This is a genomic window from Paenibacillus sp. J22R67 (assembly GCF_059692175.1).
This window is the reverse complement of sequence record NZ_JCAUAX010000005.1, coordinates 449,226-469,359: the sequence shown is the minus strand read 5'-3', so window position 1 is coordinate 469,359 and position 20,134 is coordinate 449,226. Positions and strand designations below refer to the sequence as shown.

The 20,134-nt window shown below is 44.0% G+C and carries 19 protein-coding genes; 16 read left to right on the top strand and 3 right to left on the bottom strand.

Translation table 11 applies throughout. The annotated features are described in order from the left end of the window. Positions 1-78 precede the first annotated feature (78 nt). Positions 79-684, top strand: coding sequence for a DUF2238 domain-containing protein (locus tag AC58VC_RS22050; RefSeq protein WP_497371334.1), 606 nt, complete (start codon positions 79-81; stop codon positions 682-684). Between the two features lie 62 nt (positions 685-746). Here AC58VC_RS22050 and AC58VC_RS22045 read toward each other — a convergent pair whose 3' ends face one another. Next, entirely contained in the window at positions 747-1,274 is a 528-nt protein-coding gene (locus AC58VC_RS22045) for a GNAT family N-acetyltransferase (RefSeq protein WP_497371332.1), read from the bottom strand. 199 nt (positions 1,275-1,473) lie between these two features. Between AC58VC_RS22045 and AC58VC_RS22040 the strand changes: the two genes are divergently transcribed. The 7 genes from AC58VC_RS22040 (at position 1,474) to AC58VC_RS22010 (ending at position 8,288) form a co-directional block, all read left to right on the top strand. Next, positions 1,474-2,274 carry a nicotianamine synthase family protein gene (locus tag AC58VC_RS22040; protein ID WP_497371330.1) on the top strand — a complete coding sequence of 267 codons (801 nt, stop codon included), beginning with the start codon at positions 1,474-1,476 and terminating at the stop codon, positions 2,272-2,274. Positions 2,275-2,444: 170 nt separating this feature from the next. Next, the gene (locus tag AC58VC_RS22035; RefSeq protein WP_497371328.1) at positions 2,445-3,959 is read left to right on the top strand and encodes a spore germination protein; all 1,515 of its coding nucleotides are present in this window, start codon (positions 2,445-2,447) and stop codon (positions 3,957-3,959) included. A 29-nt stretch (positions 3,960-3,988) separates the two neighbouring features. Next, positions 3,989-5,161: a Ger(x)C family spore germination protein gene (locus AC58VC_RS22030; RefSeq protein WP_497371326.1), complete on the top strand. Its 1,173-nt coding sequence runs from the start codon at positions 3,989-3,991 to the stop codon at positions 5,159-5,161. After that, complete coding sequence (locus AC58VC_RS22025; protein WP_497371324.1) at positions 5,154-6,263, top strand: GerAB/ArcD/ProY family transporter; 1,110 nt, start codon at positions 5,154-5,156, stop codon at positions 6,261-6,263. The genes AC58VC_RS22030 and AC58VC_RS22025 overlap by 8 nt, the downstream gene beginning before the upstream one ends. Positions 6,264-6,542: 279 nt before the next feature. Further along, positions 6,543-6,881 (top strand): PadR family transcriptional regulator, encoded by a 339-nt coding sequence (locus tag AC58VC_RS22020; protein WP_235960790.1) that lies wholly within the window; start codon positions 6,543-6,545, stop codon positions 6,879-6,881. A 17-nt stretch (positions 6,882-6,898) separates the two neighbouring features. Further along, positions 6,899-7,462: a DUF2812 domain-containing protein gene (locus AC58VC_RS22015; protein WP_497371322.1), complete on the top strand. Its 564-nt coding sequence runs from the start codon at positions 6,899-6,901 to the stop codon at positions 7,460-7,462. A gap of 25 nt (positions 7,463-7,487) precedes the next feature. Next, positions 7,488-8,288: a serine/threonine protein kinase gene (locus tag AC58VC_RS22010; RefSeq protein ID WP_497371320.1), complete on the top strand. Its 801-nt coding sequence runs from the start codon at positions 7,488-7,490 to the stop codon at positions 8,286-8,288. 296 nt (positions 8,289-8,584) lie between these two features. On the opposite strand, the gene AC58VC_RS22005 is transcribed toward AC58VC_RS22010, so the two are convergent. Together AC58VC_RS22005 and AC58VC_RS22000 are read right to left on the bottom strand one after the other, a co-directional pair. Continuing rightward, positions 8,585-9,430, bottom strand: coding sequence for an EcsC family protein (locus AC58VC_RS22005; RefSeq protein ID WP_497371318.1), 846 nt, complete (start codon positions 9,428-9,430; stop codon positions 8,585-8,587). Between the two features lie 3 nt (positions 9,431-9,433). Further along, positions 9,434-10,441 (bottom strand): helix-turn-helix domain-containing protein, encoded by a 1,008-nt coding sequence (locus AC58VC_RS22000; protein ID WP_497371316.1) that lies wholly within the window; start codon positions 10,439-10,441, stop codon positions 9,434-9,436. A 139-nt stretch (positions 10,442-10,580) separates the two neighbouring features. Between AC58VC_RS22000 and kdgD the strand changes: the two genes are divergently transcribed. The 8 genes from kdgD (at position 10,581) to AC58VC_RS21960 (ending at position 20,023) form a co-directional block, all read left to right on the top strand. Beyond that, positions 10,581-11,507, top strand: coding sequence for a 5-dehydro-4-deoxyglucarate dehydratase (kdgD, locus tag AC58VC_RS21995; RefSeq protein WP_497371314.1), 927 nt, complete (start codon positions 10,581-10,583; stop codon positions 11,505-11,507). 13 nt (positions 11,508-11,520) lie between these two features. Then, complete coding sequence (locus AC58VC_RS21990; RefSeq protein WP_497371312.1) at positions 11,521-12,522, top strand: mannonate dehydratase; 1,002 nt, start codon at positions 11,521-11,523, stop codon at positions 12,520-12,522. A 3-nt stretch (positions 12,523-12,525) separates the two neighbouring features. Beyond that, on the top strand, positions 12,526-13,983 hold the full coding sequence (gucD, locus tag AC58VC_RS21985; protein WP_497371310.1) for an alpha-ketoglutaric semialdehyde dehydrogenase GucD: 1,458 nt from the start codon (positions 12,526-12,528) through the stop codon (positions 13,981-13,983). A 195-nt stretch (positions 13,984-14,178) separates the two neighbouring features. After that, positions 14,179-14,850, top strand: a complete 672-nt coding sequence (locus tag AC58VC_RS21980; protein WP_497371308.1) for a hypothetical protein — start codon at positions 14,179-14,181, stop codon at positions 14,848-14,850. Positions 14,851-14,864: 14 nt separating this feature from the next. Then, a complete protein-coding gene (locus tag AC58VC_RS21975) occupies positions 14,865-15,953 on the top strand; it encodes a toxic anion resistance protein (protein ID WP_497371306.1) in 1,089 nt (362 codons plus the stop codon). A 128-nt stretch (positions 15,954-16,081) separates the two neighbouring features. Next, the gene (locus AC58VC_RS21970) at positions 16,082-16,279 is read left to right on the top strand and encodes a hypothetical protein (protein ID WP_497371304.1); all 198 of its coding nucleotides are present in this window, start codon (positions 16,082-16,084) and stop codon (positions 16,277-16,279) included. Between the two features lie 335 nt (positions 16,280-16,614). Then, positions 16,615-18,216, top strand: a complete 1,602-nt coding sequence (locus AC58VC_RS21965) for a response regulator (protein WP_497371302.1) — start codon at positions 16,615-16,617, stop codon at positions 18,214-18,216. A 25-nt stretch (positions 18,217-18,241) separates the two neighbouring features. Continuing rightward, positions 18,242-20,023 (top strand): cache domain-containing sensor histidine kinase, encoded by a 1,782-nt coding sequence (locus AC58VC_RS21960; RefSeq protein WP_497371300.1) that lies wholly within the window; start codon positions 18,242-18,244, stop codon positions 20,021-20,023. The last annotated feature ends 111 nt before the right edge of the window (positions 20,024-20,134 follow it).

The following is a 20,134-nucleotide window of genomic DNA, read 5'->3' as shown; positions in this document are numbered from 1 at the left end:
GACTACCTTCAATCTGGGAATAATATACTTCTTACAGGGTATTTAGTAATTATTTCCATATTGAAATGGGAGATGGCGATGCAAAAGCTTAAGCGAAAAGACAGAGGAAACGATCTTTTTGAACTGGCGATGTATGTGCTTGCGGCCGTGTGTTTTGTATACTTTCTGATTAAGGGCATTGCTCCGAAAATGTGGCAGGCAGTCTTGATTGCTGTCGTTCTGCTGTTGATCAGAGTGGTTGTTAAGCTGAGCAAGACCACAATGTTTGCGGCGCTGAGGTTCTGCGTGCTGCTTTTCATTTTTATAACGATGTTTATGGCTAATGAATTTGGATTTTATAGTGTCATTCCCTATTTGGATAAAATTGAACATCTCTTTTCAGGTGTAATCCTCTGTTTTGTGGGCTTATTAATTTACGGGAAAGCAAGCGATATAGCGAACAGATCCGTCACGCCAAGCGCAAAGGTTGCCATATGGCTCAGCCTCTTCTTTTCGGTAGCGATGGCTGGAGTGTGGGAAATCTACGAGTTCACAACGGATCATTGGTTTGGATTGAATTCGCAAAACGGCAGCTTGCTGGATACGATGACAGATATCATCTGCGGGACGCTTGGCGCGGTGCTGACCAGTTTCTATTTAGTGATGCAGGCAAAGCGAAGCAAAATGCCCTTAATTGACGAATAAGTTACTATTCAGTTCCTCCATTATGAGAAGTGAAATGGCACTAACAAGAAAGAGGAGTCTGCTTAAGAGCAGCTCCTCTTTTTTTCGATAGGCAAAACTAGGATATGCTGAAGACCATTTCGTCCCATTTTAGTACGACCATCATCCCGAAAACCTGCCTTCAAATAAACTTGCCGTGCGGGGAGGTTTTTGAAATTTACAGCTAAAGCTACTTCTGCTACATCTGGGAAGTGATGCCTGACAAACTCACCAAGCTGCAGGAGCGCCGCCTTGGCGTGTCCGTTTCCTTGATCGGAATAATTAATTGAAAAAGCGCGAAGCACAAGGGAGTTCGGATGGTCCGTATAGTCACAACGCTCTTCTCCGTCATACAGAATGAAAAATCCAACGGGCTTTGCATCCGAAACGATAACAACGGGGAAACGATGGTTATCTTCCAAGGCGATTTTAAGCATTTCATCTGGCATGCCAGTGAACTGTTTTTGATCTTCGGGCAAGTGGAACGATTCCAAAGCGGCTTTATGTTCGGGTTCATAAAAAATAAGACTGGTATGCTGGCTTGTATGCAATTGTTTGCTCATATTGCTCATCTAGTCCTCCAGTAAGAATTGAATCTAACTCCTTTGATAACCATTGTACTCGATATTACCCAGGAAAAAAGAGAAAAAGCAAGCCTGATTAAGTCCCCTTTTCGTCTGAAAAATTAAATTCACGCACGCCTCTGGTTTCTGTACTTTTCAATGAAATAGTCAGATAAGTATTATCAGTAGGTAAAAAGGAGGGGAATCCATGCTAGAGGAGTACGAGTTTATCTTAAGTTTGAAGCTAATGGAGTTCGAAATTAGGCAAATAACAGCGTATACGAGGGCCTTTCCGCAGTGTTACACCATGTTGAAGAATAAATTAGATGGCCTGAGTGATTTTATACATAAAGAGGAAAATATTCAAAATTGGCAGTTATGGCATTCGAATAGCGAGGTTCAGGAATTATCGCGAAGCATGAGGGAAACGTCTATTCATGCTCTACGTGTATTGGAGAAATATCAAGCTGGTCATGACCAGATGGACGAAATCCAGCTAAGCAAGTATATCGATATATTATCAACTTCCGTACAGTCTGAATTAGCATGTTTACAGATTGATCAACATTGCAAGGTGCTGTTTATTGGCTCAGGGGCGTTCCCCGTGTCTGTATTGACTATTGCACAAGAGACGGGCGCAGAAGTAGTGGGACAGGAATTGGATAAGGAAGCGGTAGATCTTGCTGAACAAGCATCGGCAATGAGCGAAGCTGCCAGTCGTGTGACGTTCACCCACCAACCATTGAAAGAGTTGGCCTACACCAAAGAGGCTACACATATCATTGTGGCTTCACACGTTGAAAATAAGCATGAGGTTCTTGAGGATTTAAGACAAGTAGCAAGCAGTCACGCGAAAATTTTGGTGCGGTACGGCAATGGGTTGAAATCGCTGTTTAACTACTCGTGGCCGGAAGGGAATCACTTGCCAGAATGGACACAAAGTAGCGGGAGATGTGCTTCACAGCTGTATGACACGATCATTTTGGAGAAAGCGATGCAAGGAGTTTGAAACAGTTAAATGTTTAGTGGTGTAAATCGGTAGAACCTCCCTATCAAGATGGGGAGGTTCTTTCTTCAATAATCGGAGACCTGAGATTGACTTGGAACAATCCTGAATATTCCAACTGTTTTAAGCGCATAACAATAGGTAAAAGAATGTGCAAGTAAGGGGAGTTTGGCATGAATAAGACATTTCCGGGGGAGTCAAGTGTCGATAAGGAAGCATATCAGATCAGAATTTCTTCCGAACTTACCGGGAATTTGCAACTATTGCAAACATACCTTACAGACTGTGCGGATGTGATTTTTGCCCATTTTCACTTCGGCAATGGAAGTCCTGCCTCTTTGCTGTATCTCTGCGGCTCAGTAAATATTGAACTTCTCGATGCGAATGTGCTCCGACCGCTTAAGCAAGCAGAATTAGAAACTGCAAGTTCGATCGAAACGATTAAAGAACATATTAATGTGTCAGATATAGATTTGCTGCAATCAATTGGTGAAATCCTCCATAATGTTTTAAGTGGCAGACCGATTTTGTTAGTCGACACACTTGATGGTGCTTTATCCATTGGACTTACGAAGTATGAAACTCGTCCCGTAGAGGAACCTCTGGCTGAATCTGTCGTCCGCGGCTCACGGGAAGGTTTTGTTGAATCCATATTTGTGAATACGTCTTTAATTCGAAAAAGGTTAAAAACGCCAGCACTAAAATTCATCCGTTACACAGTAGGCACATATTCGAAGACGGATATAGCGTTGGCATATATCCAAGGTATTGCTAAACCTGAGATAATTAGCAACGTTTCAAAGCGAATCGAGCAATTGGATATTGACGGTGTGATTGAGAGTGGATACATCGAAGAACTCATCGAGAGTAATACGTACTCGCCATTTCCACAGCTGCAAACAACCGAACGCCCTGACGTGGCTGCTGCAAGCCTGTTGGAAGGACGCATTCTCATTCTGACAGATAATACGCCAATGGTTCTTATTGTCCCGGCGACTTTCTGGTCGATGATGCAATCGCCTGAGGATTATTATCAGCGTTATTTGATCGGGACTTTGATTCGTTGGCTGCGATACACTTTTTTCCTCATCGCTCTGCTTGCTCCTGCCGTTTATGTGGCTGTTTTAACCTTCCATCAAGAAATGGTACCGACTACTTTGCTTTTGCGCGTAGCCAAATCGCGGGAAGAAATTCCTTTCCCGGCTTTGTTGGAAGCTCTCATCATGGAAATAACGTTTGAAGCGCTGCGGGAAGCGGGTATTCGACTTCCGAGGCAAGTCGGCTCTGCAGTCAGCATTGTTGGCGCGTTAGTCATTGGACAGGCAGCTATCCAAGCTGGCCTTGTTTCGGCACCAATGGTCATGGTAGTAGCCATAACCGGGATCTCCTCATTCATGATGCCTCAGTACTCAGCAAGCATTGCGCTCCGAATTCTTCGATTCCCTATCATGATTTTGTCAGGAATTATGGGATTATTTGGTCTTATTCTGGGGCTGTTGCTAGTCATTAGTCATCTTTGTATTCTTCGTTCGTTTGGTGTGCCGTATATGGCTCCATTAGCACCCATATCCCTAAGCGGTATCAAAGATGTGCTAATTAGGGCTCCAATCAATAAATTTAAAACGCGACCGTTATTTTATAGTCAGGGGAATACAAAGAGGCAAGGCGATAAGCCGGATGAAAATTAATTTTGACGGATTGATGGAGGGGAAGGGCATTGAGGCATCGACTAGGCGTCCCAATACTTGTGTTCATACTGCTCTCTACAACAGGCTGCTGGGATCGCGTAGAAGTAAATGATATGGCCTTGATTATCTCAGCGGGGGTAGACAGAAAGAATGACGATAAAATTGAAATGACCGTTCAAGTCTTCATTCCGAATCCAGCCTCAGCAGGCACGGAGGGCAACGGCGGGGGGGAAGGGAATGTATTCACAATGACATCCGTAGGCGCATCCATGGGTGATGCTTTAAGTGAACTGCAAAAGAGGCTGCCGCGTTATTTTTCTTGGGGGCATGCGAAAGCCTTTTTTTTTGGTGAAGAATTGGCCAGACACGGGATGTATGATGAGTTTGATTTTTTATTTAGAGATGTCCAGACGCGAGAACAAGCAAATTTCTTCATCTGTAAAGGAACCGCTAGGCATCTGTTGGAGTCTCAAGTGGATCCTAATACCTATGAAACATTAATTAAGCTTTCACAGAAACCGGTCAATCATTCTTCGACGATGCATGAGGTTGAGGAGCTGTTAAGCGCTGAATCGCAATCGTTTCTTTTACCGCTTATCGCGCCTACCCCTTTAATCACGAATAGGGCTGTAAAGCAGATCCTAAGTGTAGAAGGAATGACAGTCATTCATAATCAGAAGCTGACAGGTTTTCTGAATCCCGATGAAATATTGGGAGTTCGCTTGTTAAGACCCAGAGATCTTGGAAGAAATATAACGCTCACAGAGACGCTTGACGGCGGTAAAATTGTGGTCAGAATTATGCATTCCAAAATTCGCTTGTATCCTTCGATTGAACATGGAGAATGGAAAATGAAATTGAAATTAACGTTGGATGGAGATATCATACAAAATTCAACCACAATTCCTCTCTCCAAAGGGACGAATGACATGAGACGCATTGAAGAGCCATTTAATACTAAAATTAAGGAAATAATGGAATATACGCTGCGTCGATTGCAAAAGGTGCAAAAGGCGGACGTTGTCGGATTGGCGCGTTCATTTCATAAGGAATATCCGCGTGAATGGAAAGCTTCCAAAGGCGAGTGGAATTCGATATTCGAAACCATGGATATACAGGTTGAAGTAAATAGTTCTATTCAAAGACCCGGAGTTGCCAATATCCCTGTGCGCCAAAAAAGAAAGGAGGTTAGCGATGAATGATATGGTTTTAACAAACCGTCAAATTTTTTGGATGATGGTAAGCAGCCAGGTGATTATGACAATTCTATTGACCACCGCTCCAGCCATTCAATTGGCCAAACAGGATGCTTGGTTTTCCTTAATTGCTTCTATCGCAATCGTGACAGGTATAGCCTATGTTTGTGGGAAGCTAGCTTCCATTTTTCCTGACAAATCTCTCATTGAATTTAACCGAATTTTGCTTGGGAAATGGCTGGGAGGTGTTATATCCTTTCTGTATTTGTTGGTATGGATCGTCATCCTTACCGTGATATTAAAGCAATTCAGCTTATTTATTACAGGGACAATCATGCCAAGGACGCCAGTGTATTTTATTCAAATCCCCATGTTTCTTGTTGTGCTCTATCCGACTGTACATGGCGTTGGCGTGATTGCACGTATTTGTGAATTAACTGGTCCCATCATCTTGATTGGCGTCATAGGACCTATGTTTTTAGCCATGAATCAGCTGGACAAGGATCGTTTGATGCCGATCTATATCGATACAGGCTTAGTGCCAGTAATGAAAGGAGCGCTACCGGCGGCCGCCTTCTTAGGTGATTGTATCATGCTGCTCATGCTGATTGCTTTTGTCGCTCAGCGGAAGCAAATTATTCGCCATGCGGTAGGAGGGGTCCTGCTCTCAGGAGTCGTAACGTTGATATCCGTTGTTTTCAGCATATTAATGTTTGGACAAAATGTAGCTGCGAATTACACGTATCCAATGCTCATGATCGTTCGCTCGATTTCCATCGGGGGCATTATCGAGAACTTGGATGCCATCGTTGTTACGATATGGATCATGAGTGTTTTTACTAAATTATCGTTATATTTATTTGTGTCAGGCTACGGCACATCACAGCTTTTTGGTTTAAAAGATTGGAGAAAACCGACATGGGTGATTGCGGGTATCGTCATGATAACCTCATTAATCCCCTTTAACTATGAGGAGATATCCGTCATTTTTCCCGTCAAAGTAGCTGCTCCTTTTATTTTCCCGATTTTCATGGTGGCAGGTCCGCTTCTGCTGCTATTTTTGGCGCTTATGAAACGGAAGAAGTTCCGCATGCAGCCGAACCCATAAGGGACAAGCTTCTGCCCATATTCAAAGGGACGAGAACTGATGCGACGCCGTAAAGGCGGAAAATAACAGGAGTAATCGGCGTTAAATAACCAACTGGAGTCGTGCATTCCACTATTAACCAAGCTCAAGACTGCCGGAATGTATCGGCAGTCTTTTTTATTTTCAACAACTATATTGACACTCGATATATCATGCGTTATTATATCGATATACGATACATTGTTATTCGTTATAACAGAAGGCGATATAGGGTTTTATTTGAAATGAGGTGAGAAGCACATGGAGTTTTCCAAAGATTTGCTGCCATTGACGGAAGCATTTTACTATATTTTAGTGACGTTATATCCCCGCGCAGCACACGGTTATGCCATGATGCAGGATGTCGAAAAGATGAGCGCGGGCAGGGTACGCATAGGTGCAGGTACCTTGTATACAGCATTAAACACGCTGCAGAAAAAAGGGTTAATCGAGAACGCGCCGGAGACTGAGGTTGGTGCTGATTCACGTCGCAAGCTATACGCGATAACAGAGCTTGGCAGGAACGTTTTGAAAGCAGAAATGGATCGTATGGAAGAATTATTGTCGAATGCAAGATCAGCCATCGCAAATGTGGAGTAGGAGAGGGAGAGCGAATGATGACTAACACGCTAAGTAACCAATTCGAATACCGGACTAGATTTTCATTTGTATGGAATTATGAGAAGGATGAATCATGGCTCACCGACTTGTCTGCACAAGGCTTACACTTGGTTAAACCCGGGGTATTCCGCAATCGCTTTGAGAAGGACAGCACGGTTCGTTATGTATATCGCATGGATTACCAAAAAATCAGCAGTAAAGATAAGCTCGATGAATATAAGGCTCTTTTTGAAGATTCAGGTTGGGAGCACGTAGATTCACTTTTTGGCTGGCATTATTTCAGGAAACCGTTTCGTGAAGGCGAATCGTTTGATATTTATACGGACCGTTTGTCGTTGAAGCTGTTATTCAAAAGAGTTCAACTCACTTTAGGTGTCGTTGCATTAGCAAACTTGGTGCTGCTACTCGTGAATGCGCCTAAGTTATTTAACGAAAAAAGCTCTCAAGTAATCGGAGGCACAATGGCGTTCGTGGTGCCGTTAGAATTATTCTGTGTACTCTTGTTAACTTACGGCTACTTGCGATTTCAACAAAAAATCAAGAAGCTTGACGAACAATAACTGAAAAGAAGGAGTGATTATGGGATTGCTTGCTTATCTAAAAAAAGTGTATTCCGCTTGGATCGACTATCCGTTGCAAGAGGGGAAATTGCTTCATGGTCATTATCGTATCCTCCGATTTCTCGGGATGGGAAGTTACGGGTTGACCTACCTGTGTCAAGACATCCGGACTGGTACAGAACTCGTTATTAAGCAAGCGAAACCGAGTAAGGGACAGCTAGGTCGTGATTTGCTAAGGCAGGAGACCGAAATTATGCAGCAGTTGAATCACCCTTCCATACCAAGCTGTCTAACGTCTATTCAGGAATATAAACAAATGTATATGATTATGGATTATGTGAAAGGGCAAACGGTTGAAGATTTGATTTTTGAAAGAGGTGCGAAATTTACTGAAAAAGAAGCGTTAAGCCTGATTCGTAATCTCATGCAAGTGGTGTCTTATCTGCATACGCAGGGTTTTGTCCATCGCGATATCCGGATACCTAATGTTATTCTACAGGGGGAGCGAATCCATTTAATTGATTTTGGCTTAGCATCACGAATTGGAGAGCCTGCTTTGCAGGATTATGGTACAGACGAGGCGCTGCAGCGGCGGCGGGCAACTGAGGTGACTTCCGATTTGTATGCTATCGGTCACTTTCTACTCTTTATGCTGTATTCAACCTTTGAATCGTCAGAGGTTCTTGAGGAAAGCGCCAAAGGATGGGAGGAGGAGCTCGAGCTCACATCGGCTACGAAACGAATGATTCGCAAATTGCTCCAGATAGATCCCACTTACAACAGTACGCAAGATTTCATCGATGAGCTAAACGCGAGCCTTCCATAATCGCAAACAAAAAAGCCACTTTCGCGGCTTTGCCTTAACTTGAACTATGTTGTCTATTTCGGTAATAACCTTGACCTTGCTGGCTGTGACCATTCCCGTAATGCCGATCGGATGAAGAATGGCGACGACCATATTGGACCCTATGAGAGCTATTGTGACGGTAACCTCGGTGTTTGGAGTGGAAAATGGAGCCTAATAGTTTTTTTAGTAAATGTTTTATCATTTATCAGTAAGCCTCCAATCGTTTTATTTTTTAATACGAATGGAGAGCTTATTAGTTTCAAGCTTGCAGGGAGTTATTCCATCTTTTCTCGTTCTAATTCGTTAAGGCGTTCAAGAATTCTACGTTTTCTGTACAGCATTTTAGCAGATTCTCCTACATCCTTAAGCGTGCCGCGGTTAATCCATGCGCCGAAGAGAATGCCAGCAATCGGAATCAACTGAAACAGTTTCTTCCAACCCCAATTGTCACGGTAGGTAGCAAATACTTCCCGCCAGCCCTGCAGCTGTGAAATCATCTGCGCGTCTGCTTGATCATTGGCCGCATAGTCGCTCAGCTCATCGAGGATCGCCTTCTTACCGACGATGTCTGCGGAAGAAAATTGCATGCATTTGATTGTGAAGATCCGTTCCTGCTTGATTTTGGGATCATAGCCATAACAGATGGCCAGCTCTTGAATGGTTTTCAAAGACAGGCCGAGAACGGCTGGTATATCGATGGCAAGGGTCAGAATGCCGCCAATTCCCGTCGTTGCTCCTTGGAGCGTAGCTAATTTCGTCCGATTGTGAATAATCTCATCTGCTGCTTGATCAAGGATGTGAAGTGGAAGTGCCTCCACGTCTTCAATCGCAACAATCTGTGTATGTGCCGGATGATTTCCTTCACTTCGGTGCCGCACTTCTTCAATATGGCGCAATGTCCCTGCTTCAGAAATGAGATAGCGGCCACCCGCTTGCAAATAATTCCCTAGTTCATTTAAAGCCTCGCTAATCTTCTTGTTCAATAATTTAGGTGTCAGCCGATCTAACAGTTGAAAAGGTAGACGCCCAATTTTCTCCCAAAACCACAAATCCTTCTGCTCAGACTCCCAAGTTTTTATGATGTTTAGCTCTTGCAGCAATTGCTCTCTAGATTCCAACATGATTTACAACTCCTTTGCATCTTGTATACGTTTCAGAGCGGTATTTGGATGCAAAGTCAGATTTTTGTGATAACGAGTTGCAACTTGTTCCAAATATTTGTGAATCCAGTCATCGACAGATTCGGCGTTGAGACAGTTTTTGCGAAAGGAGCTTGGCGGAGTGCCCATTTCCTTCGTGAAAACTTGTGTAAAATAGTGGATGCTTTCAAAGCCAGTATCTTCTGCAATTTGTTTCAGCGGAATGTCCGTGTAACCGAGCAAATAAGCGGCTCTTTTGACCCTTTCTGTTTTGACCACCGAAGGAAAGGATTGACCTAATTCTTCCGCCATCAGGCGAGAGAGCTGCCGCTCGGACACGTGCAAGTTCTGGGCTACATCTGAAAGCGCTATCTTCTTAGTGAGATGCGTCTGGATATATTCTTTGGCCCGTTTGAGAGTGCCTTGCAGCTCGGAGATCGCAGTAGATGAAGCTGTATCGCCAGAGACGCAGTGATGCCGAAATAAGCTGATACAACTCATGACAAGCGTATAGGCTAGATGTTCAATGGACTCTTTGTAGCGAATCTCAGACTCGGCCGCCTGAATAAGCAGTGCTTGCCAAATGAGCGCGGGCGCGGTCTGTTCGGCATTCGGGATGAATAAGTGCGGATAAGCACTTAGTTGGTGAAAATCGCGAATAAAAGCTTCACTGGATTCGGACGCTACAGGTTCGATTGCAAAAAACAGCAGCAGCATGCCCTCATCGCTTTGTATATAATGTCTGCTCTCAGGTTTGGAACAATAAAGCGTTCCAGCACGCAGCGGATAGGTCACACCATCTGAGAAGTAAATGCCTTCACCTTGGACGACATAACATATTTCAAAAAAGGAATGGGCATGGGGGCTATTTCCCTTATGCTGCGGTTTCGCACCCCAGTAATGAACAAAGATGGATGCGGAGGCCCCTTGCAGCTGATCCAGATGTTGGTTGAGGTATAAGTTACTTCGAGAATAAACGGTATGGCTCAGCACGAAAGTGATCTCCCCTCTAGTAAGCTGACATCTATTATAGCACGGAATTTTTGAAAAAAAGCGGCGTGTTTTTACAAAGACTGACGCCATGTTCCTTTTCTATAATGAGGTGGAAGATAACGCAAAGGGGTTGTTCGATATGGGAAGCGAGAAGCATGTTTCGCTGGCAGGGATAATGGGTTTTCCGGTAACACCGTTTGATCATAACGAGAGTGTGAATGAAAAAGCGTTTGAGGCAAATGTTCAATTTTTATTGGACAATGGCTTAGATTCCATATTTGTTTGTGCGGGTTCTGGTGAATTTCAATCTTTGGATATCAAAGAATATGAGCAGCTCGTTGCGATCGGAGTCTCTGCTGCCGCGGGAAAAGTGCCCGTATTTGCAGGTGCAGGGGGCAACTTGAAGGAAGCAGTGGAACGCGTCCAACTGGCGGAAAGACTTGGCGCAGACGGGTTGCTGCTGCTGCCGCCTTACCTCATTATTCCTGAACAGGAAGGGCTGTACCACTACTATCGAACACTCGTTCAGAGCACGACATTGCCCGTCATTATTTATCAACGCGATAATGCGATATTTACTTTAAGCACTTTAGAAAAATTGGCGAATCTGCCTAACGTCATCGGGTTCAAGGACGGGTTAGGAAACTTCGAGCTTAATATCGAATTCGTGCAATCTCTTGGAAATAAGCTGCAATGGATGAATGGGATGCCGCTTGCGGAGCTGACTATGCCAGCCTATCATGCGCTTGGCTTTCATTCCTACTCATCTGCCATTTCCAATTATATCCCGCAGGTTTCGAGAAAATATCAGGAGAGTTTAATTGGAGGCAACCAGGAACTGCTGCAAGTGATCTACCGCGAGGTGATTTTACCGATTCACCGTATCCGTCAGCAACGCAAAGGTTATGCGGTTTCGCTGATCAAAGCAGGGATGGATATCGTTGGTCTGCCTGTTGGTTTGCAAGTTCGTTCACCGCTAGTCCAAGTTGAGCGAGAGCATTATGTGCAGTTGGAATCGATTATCAAGAAAAGCATGGACTTGATCGCTTCTGCCCATAACATTTAGGAGGTAATGAACAATGATGAAGGTATCGATTCAAGTTCCAACTTGTGATCTGTCCGATAGCGATTTGAAACAAATGTGCCAGCTCGGCGTCGATTGTATAGATTTTACACGGGGTTCTTCTTTTCCTGGCGTGAAGGAACTCGGTTATCCAGATCTCGATCAGTTGATTAAACTAAAACGAAGAATCCGTTCACATGGGATGGACATTAACCGTGTGACACTTCCAGATATATCAAGCAGCTTTATGTTGGAAGAACCTGGTTCAGACATGCAATTGGACCATGTCAGCAATGCCATCAAAGCATTTGGCGAAGCGGGGATCACCCTTGTTCGTCAGCGGTTTGCAGGGGATGTCTTTCCATATATGTCAGAGGAATATACAGCCGTGCACCGAGGAGGGGCGTTGGTACGCGGGGAATCTATTCAACGCAATCCAGACAAGCAGCCTCCCACCGTGGAACAAATGAATGCTTGGTGGAAACGTTTCGACCTCGTCTTCGGCAAACTGGTTCCATTAGCGGAAGAATACAACGTCAATCTGGCTGTTCATCCATCTGATACACCGCATCATAATACCCCATTCGGCGGACTTGGTTTTCACCGCGTTATCGATACTTTTCCCAGCAGGAATGTTGGATTGGTTTACTGCGTTGGTACTCGCGGAGAAGCAGGTGGCACACCGCTAGTTCTTGATGAAATTTATCAATACGGGCGTAAGAATCGGATATTTTTGGTGCATTTCCGTAATATACGGGGAAGTCTGGCGACGGCAGGTGCATTTGAAGAGGCACTATTAGACGATGGTCACATGAATATGGCGAAAATTTTATTAGCCTTGCATCAGGTTGGCTATAACGGTTGCATTAACCCGGATCACATTACTTCACTTGAAATGGACCGTGCACCGCATAATCCTTCGAAATCCGGCATGGGTTGGGTGGGTTGGGCCTATTCCATCGGTTATGTGAAAGCGCTGCTTGCGGCATTAACTGAATTTAGAGGCGGGAGGGACTAAAGAGTGGCTGAATCTAAAACGTATCTCAATTATGTTGACGGGGAGTGGAGAGCAGCTTCAAGTAACTTGGTCGAAGCTAGTATCAACCCGGCTAACCGCCATGAAACGGTGGGTTACATCCAGCAATCAAATCTGGATGATCTGAATGCGGCTGTAGGCGCAGCCAAAGAGGCCAAGATGGGATGGCGTAAATTATCAGGTCCGGCACGCGGTGAGTTCTTGTTCAAGGTCGCCAACCAAGTGGAGCAGCGTCTGGATGAAATTGCGGAGATGATGACCCGCGAAATGGGGAAAACGCTGCCAGAAGCGAAAGGCGAAACCGCACGTGGTTTGGCGATTTTACGCTATTACGCAGGCGAAGGCATGCGTAGTATCGGTGACGTGATCCCTTCTACGGATAGCGCCGCGTTGATGTTCACATCACGTGTGCCGCTTGGGGTCGTTGGTGTCATCACGCCTTGGAATTTCCCCGTTGCGATTCCTATTTGGAAAATGGCTCCTGCGTTGATCTACGGTAACACCGTAGTGTTCAAGCCAGCGCAAGAAACGGCAGTCACTGCTGCTTTGATCATGGAGTGTTTCCATGCAGCACGTCTTCCTGCTGGTGTCATCAATATGGTGACAGGTGACGGTGGCGTCATTGGACAGGCTATGGCCGACCATCCGGACATCCAAGGCATCACATTTACAGGCTCCAACGGAGTAGGTAAAAGGGTCGGGCAAAGCGCTCTCGCAAGAGGTGCCAAGTACCAACTCGAGATGGGAGGAAAAAACCCCGTTATCGTGGCTCGCGATGCGGATCTAGACCTAGCCGTGGATGCAACTATTAGCGGCGGCTTGAAATCCACTGGGCAGAAATGCACAGCGACGAGTCGAGTTATCGTCCATCACGAGATTTACGAAGCTTTTAAGAGGAAGCTGCTGCAGAAAGTTCAGACTATCCGTTTAGGCTCTGGTTTAGAAGCTGAAACATGGATGGGCCCTCTTGCGAGCGAAAATCAGTTCCGCACGGTGTTATCCTATATCGCAAAAGGGGTAGAAGAGGGCGGTACTTTGCTAAGCGGAGGCGGGCAAGGTCAGGGACACGAGTTGGAAGCTGGCTACTTTGTTGAACCTACCGTTTTCGAAAACATTTCCAGCTCCATGACGATCGCGCAGGAAGAGATTTTCGGGCCCGTACTTGCTCTTATTAAGGTGGATTCGCTGGAGGAGGCGATCCACATCGCAAATGACGTGAAATTCGGACTCAGCGCGTCGATTTTTACACGTGATATTTCGACCATGTTGACGTTCATGAATGATATCGATGCCGGCATGGTTCGGATCAATGCGGAGAGTGCAGGTGTGGAACTGCAAGCACCGTTTGGCGGCGTGAAGCAGTCCAGTTCCGGCTCTCGGGAGCAGGGGCAAGCTGCGATTGAATTTTATACGGATATTAAAACGGTCTTCGTTAAAGCTTAATCAGCGATTTAAAGGGAATAGTTGGGCGGGATTAACATCCTGCTCAACTATTTTTTTCTGCGATATGAACGGTTCTTATCGAAAAATAAGAGAAGACGACAAGAAATGTCAGCGATCTTTGTGTGAATCTGGCGTTTGAATGTATAATAGTCCTATAGATGATTTAACAACTAGGTGAACAAAGGGGGATGTACTGTGCAATCGAAGTTTAAAGTCGCTTTAGGCATATCCATTCTGGGGTATGTCGTAAGTCTCATAACTGCCCGCTTCCTGCCTGGCGCAGTTAACTTATTAGTGCCAACTACTTTTTCATTAGGCAGTCTTATCATACTTAGTCGCAATCATTCCATGGAAGTAAAAAGGTTAAATGTTTCGAATCCAGCTAGTGAATCATTGCCAAATGTGACGCGTACAAGCCGTACAAGCACCACGAGTGCCAGCAGTGAATTGGAGCTGAAAAGTGAAAGTGATCCATTTTGGGGGCCGATATCTGAGTACATTCATGTAATTGAGGAGACGATGATCTCAGAGGGCCAGAAGAATACATTGGATAATGAAATCGTAGAAAAGACACTTAGCCTACTTGCAAGAGTTGGCAGGTTAATTCCGCAGTTGAAAGAGCTTAATGATGCAAACATGAATCATAATATACAACGGTTGATCTTCAAGGACCTGAATGGCGCAATTAACCCCTTTCTTAAGTTGGGGGGAGAAGCAAAACGGTTAAATCGTCGGCTTCTGCTTACTGGGATCAAGGATATTAACTCCAAACTTTCCGCTTATGTTGAGACAATTGAACAAAAAGATCTGATTGAATTGCAAACTCGAATGGAGCTCATCCAACAACGCTATCGTTCTGAAGATTAAAGGAGGAACTAACTATGACAACCCAATTAGTGCAATTAAAGTCTGCGGATTTAGCGAGAGTAGAGCAGGAAGCGAAACAAATGCTCCAAAAAGTATCGACTACGGATGATATGGAATTAGAAGTCTTGATGGATTCCATCGGTCGTATGGGTGCCAAAACCATGGAGCAAGCTGGTCAATCTTTAGCCATGTTAGAGCGTCCTGTGAATGAACTGATGTCTGGCAAACGCTCAGAGGTCCAAAACAATATTTTGAAACTTCGCCATGAAATCGATTCTTTGAGTAAAAGTAAGCAGCTCGGCTTCTTTGAGAAAATTATGAAAAAGACACCACTCAAAAATTATGTTTACAAATATCAGTCTGTGAAAACTAACGTTAATGCGATCGTCCAATCGCTTCGAAATGGCAAGGAAACACTTGAAGAAAATATGGCCTACATGAAAACATTGAAGAAAAACTCCATAGAATCTGTCTACAATCTACAAATGCGGATCGCAATGGGCGAGAACTTAAAGCAGCTATTTGAAGAGGAGATTAGCAAGCCAGAAAATGAAGGCCGTAAAGTTCATCTCGAAAGAGGTCTTCGTAAAGTAGTGACGCGCATACAGTCATTTCAGGAAATGGTTATCCTCTATCAGCAGGCGATTGCTGGCACGGATATCATCAATGACAATAATGATAAGCTCATTGATGCGGTTGATGCGACTATCGATAAAACACAGAATCTGCTTACCGTATCTGCGATGATTTCTATGGCTATCGAAGATCAAGTACAAACCATTGATGCTGTAAATTCGGCGAATGCGACACTTAATAAAATGTTTGAGGACAACTCTCGGTTGTTGAAAGAAACGACGCAGAAAACGAATGAGCTGCTTGGTAACTCAGGTTTACAAATGGACTCCATCGAGCGGGGGATGAATGATCTCTTTAGTGCTTTGGATCTATTTGAACAGTCCAATCGGACGATCATTCAATCAGCTACGGAGCACACGAAACGGCTCGGGAACATTAGTCAGCAGATGACCCAGAGACTTGGCTTAATGCCAGGAAATAAAACGAATGCTGAGAAAGAATCTGAGCTCAGCGGGCTCTTAGAATAAAAATAGCGAGACTGCCTCTTGTACTTGGCAGCCTCGTTTTTTTATTCCCATTTTATCGTGAATAAGATCCATCCATAATTGGGAAATTAGACCGAATGTCAAACCAATCGATATGGGAGGTAAGTGCGATGCCTGATAATACGAAAGGCCAAAAGAACATCGTTGAAAACAAAACGAGTATGTTTAATAACATGGGACAGTCAGCGACAAATTATGTCCAGAACGCCATTGAGAATGTATTTGAATCCACGCAAGACGCGACCCAAAACTTGGTGAACAACGTCATGAAGCGACGGAAATCTGATAATAAAGATGAGTTGGAGTGATGATTCCATCTGGTTCAACAGCAGCGGGCGCTGGAGTACTTCGGATGAGCACACAATTCCATATGTTTCCCGCTAATACTTCAAAGACGCCGAATTAGCTTTCGTTCCATAGGAAACGGCCAACGCAGTCAACCTATCGTGCATGGTGTAAATTAATATTTATACGAATCAGCAAAAAAACCGCCAGTATGGCGGTTTTTCTATTCCATAATAATTTATCTGTTCATATACCCACTTTTCAGATCTATCAAATTCATGTAAAGTATGGAAAAGACATCTAAGAAATAAGCGTTTTTGGATGGTAACTAACCTTTTAAACGAGAGGAGAATGATTGATGTATTCTTTATTAATCGTGGATGATGAAAGGTGGGTTCGTCAAGGATTAGTTACAACCATTGATTGGCAAGCAGAAGGCATTAAAGTGATAGGTGAAATGGAGGATGGAGAAGAAGCTTTAACCTTCATTCAGGATCAGATACCGGATATCATCATCACTGATATCAAAATGCCGCGCATGGATGGTCTAGCATTCATTGAAGCACTCAAAAACGCCAATCTACCCTCAAAAATCATTATTATCAGCGGTTACAGCGAGTTTAGCTATGCGCAAAAAGCTATGCGTCTCGGAGCCGTCGATTATGTGCTGAAACCTATTGAGGAGAATCTCATGTTGGAAGTTGTGCGCAAGTGTATTGAGCAAATAAAACGTGAAAGAGAAGATCATGATGAATTCGTGCAGATGTCACAACGCGTTCGCGAAAGTTTACCGCTCGCGCGGCAGCGATACGTTGAAACACTCCTCAATAATGGAAGCGCTTCACAACAGTTCTCGCGAACGGTTTGGGACCGTCTTAATATTCAATTAGATCCGAGCCAAATCAAAGTTCTTATAATCAAGGTTTATGATTGGGGCGTGCATGAGCACAATCCGAAGGAGCATTATTTACTTCGCCACGCAATTGGCAATCTCGCCAAAGAAACCGGAAAAAATGCGGTGAAGATGATCGCTTGTCCTTTGCATGATGACAAAGATACGGATTTAGTCATTCTAGTTTCCCCCAACATGGAGAGTGATCTTAGCCATGAGCAGGCGATGTGGGAGACGCTAATTTCTGCTTGTTGGCGTTACTTGGGAATAGGTATCAACGTTGGGATAAGTAAGCAAAGTCAAATTACAGACATTCATGCTTCGTTACAAGAAGCCGTGCAAATCTCTGCTTATGCGTTCTACGAAGGATACGGTAAGGTTTATGACGCGGATCTGATGGAGGTGCCTCAATCACATCCACTCTCTAAATATTCGCAACCTAATGGCTGGGTGACCAGGTTCGTACATGCCGTGAAGCTTAGCGACGATGCTGCGCTTCGTACTTTAATCGATGAACTGTTCGCCCATCTGCAGATGCATAAACAGAAGTGTTCGCCGCATGCGTTGAGAAAGGGCTTAACCTTACTGTTCAGTGAAGTTGAGATGAAACTAGAGATCAATTCTCCTTCTGATTTGAAAGAGGTCAATAAGAGCTTTGTCCTTCCATACTTTGCTTTGTCAGATTTAAAGGATGTGCTGCTCACGATCTTGCTCCAATTCCAGCCAAGCGATAATACCTCGGGAAATCGAAAAAGATTTATCGAACTGGCTGTCGACTATATGGAAAAGCACTATACAGAACCGCTTACAATGAATCGAGTAGCTGAACATTTGTTTTTAAACCCTTCTTATTTCAGCAAAATGTTTCATGAAAAAATGGGCGAGACGTTTAGTAAATACTTAATTCGTCTACGGGTGAATAGGGCCAAAGAGCTTCTCAAAGTTTCGACGCTGAAAATATATGAGGTGGCGGAGCAGGTGGGTTACCAGGACTTCCGGCATTTTGTGAAACTGTTCAAGGAGCAGGAGGGAATGACTCCCGCTCAATATCGCGATATTGGCGTCTAATGCCTAATTTGGAGGGGACCATGGCTTGAAGCTTCTTACACATCTCAAATGGCGTTCGGTAGGCTATAAATTATTCATCTTATTTTTTGCAAGCATAACGATCTCCATCATGCTCATGGGGTATTTATCCTATCATAAAGCGAATGAGATCATCAGCTCCAAAGTTTCACAAGTAGCATGGCAAACGGTCCAGCAAGCGAACAGAAGGTTAGAGCTGATTATGAACGAATATGATAACAGGTCTTTATTGATTTTTGGAAATAAGGAAATTCAAAAAGGCATTCTTGGTGAATACAGGGATAGCTACGATCAGAGTTATAACAATCAACAGATCGGCAAGTTTCTGTCCAACTTGGTGAACGTCAAAAATGATACGTTGAACATTTATATTTTGGGTGAGCGCAGTGCCTCCTATCGGTTCACGAACACGGGGTTTACGGAGCTCCCGATGGTAAGCAAAGTGGAGGAAGAGGAGGATTGGTACAAGCAAATAAAAGCTGCCAACGGTCAGGTGGTTTGGTATGGCATCCGTTCACCTCTTGTTAAATCAACGATTGATCAAGACAATAAGCCTGTCTTTGTGATGGGGCGGTCGCTCAAAAACTTCGACAATCTGAATCAAACACTCGGTGTGCTCATCATGGAATTTAATCCGGAGTTGATCCAGCAATTTTTGTCCGAGGTCGATTTCCAAGCTCAAGGCACTACGTATATTGTGAATCAAAACGACACGGTTGTTGCGGATTCGAACGGTTTACTAAGCATGCGTCCAGCAGGCCTCAATCTTCCCCCGACGCCAAGCGGATACTTAACCGACAAGGTCGATGGCAAAGATCTAATGGTGGTCTATGATCAATTGAAAATCAATAATTGGAAGCTTGTCGGCATGGCACCGATTCAAAATTTGGTCAGTGATTCAAGAAAAATCGCCTACTACACGGTATATCTCGTCATTGGGTTTAGTGTTGTGGCTATCGCCTTAGCCTTCTTATTTGCCAAGCAAATGCATAAGCCGGTCAGAATGCTTCTGTGGTCCATGCGCAGGGCCAGAGAGGGCGATTTCGATATCCAAATTACGGATGAACGTAATGATGAGTTCGGCATGCTGTATCACAGCTTTAATACGATGGTCACACGAATTAAAGATTTAATTGATGAAGTGTATATTCAGAAGCTGCTGAAAAAAGAAACACAGTTGAAAATGATGGCATCGCAGATTAACGCCCATTTTTTGTATAACACGTTGGATTCCATTCATTGGATCTCCCGCATTTATAAGGTCGATGAGATCAGTACGATGATTTTCGGTTTATCCAAATATCTTCGGATCAGCTTAAGCGAAGGCAATGACTTTGTAACCATCCAGGAAAGCGCTGAACTGCTGGAAAGTTATTTATCGATTCAGAAAGTAAGATATCAAGACAAATTTACAGTGAATATGTACATAGATTCCGCCATGCTGAACCATAAAGTACTGAAATTCGTCTTTCAACCGCTGGTAGAGAATGCCATTTATCATGGGCTTGAGAATAAGCGAGGCAAAGGGCGTCTAGATATCAGTTGGAAAATGGAGGGGCAAATTCTTCATTTCCAAGTTGAGGATGATGGAATCGGGATTCATGCGGATAAAATGGCAGAGCTGACAGCAATGATGGCGAGTGATGAATGGGAGGGAGAGCATAATTTTGCTTTGAGAAATATTCATTCGCAAATTCAGTTAACCTATGGCAAAGAGTATGGTCTCTCTATTGAGAGTACGCCGGGAATAGGAACGAAAGTGAAGCTCGTGCTGCCACTTCGAATATGACGAATTTTAAGAACGAACAAAAATAATACACTAAAAACAAAAGTCCCCACGTTTAAAGAAGACCATGAAAGCGCCTACAATAAAGGTAAGCTCATAAGCGAGTGAGAAACT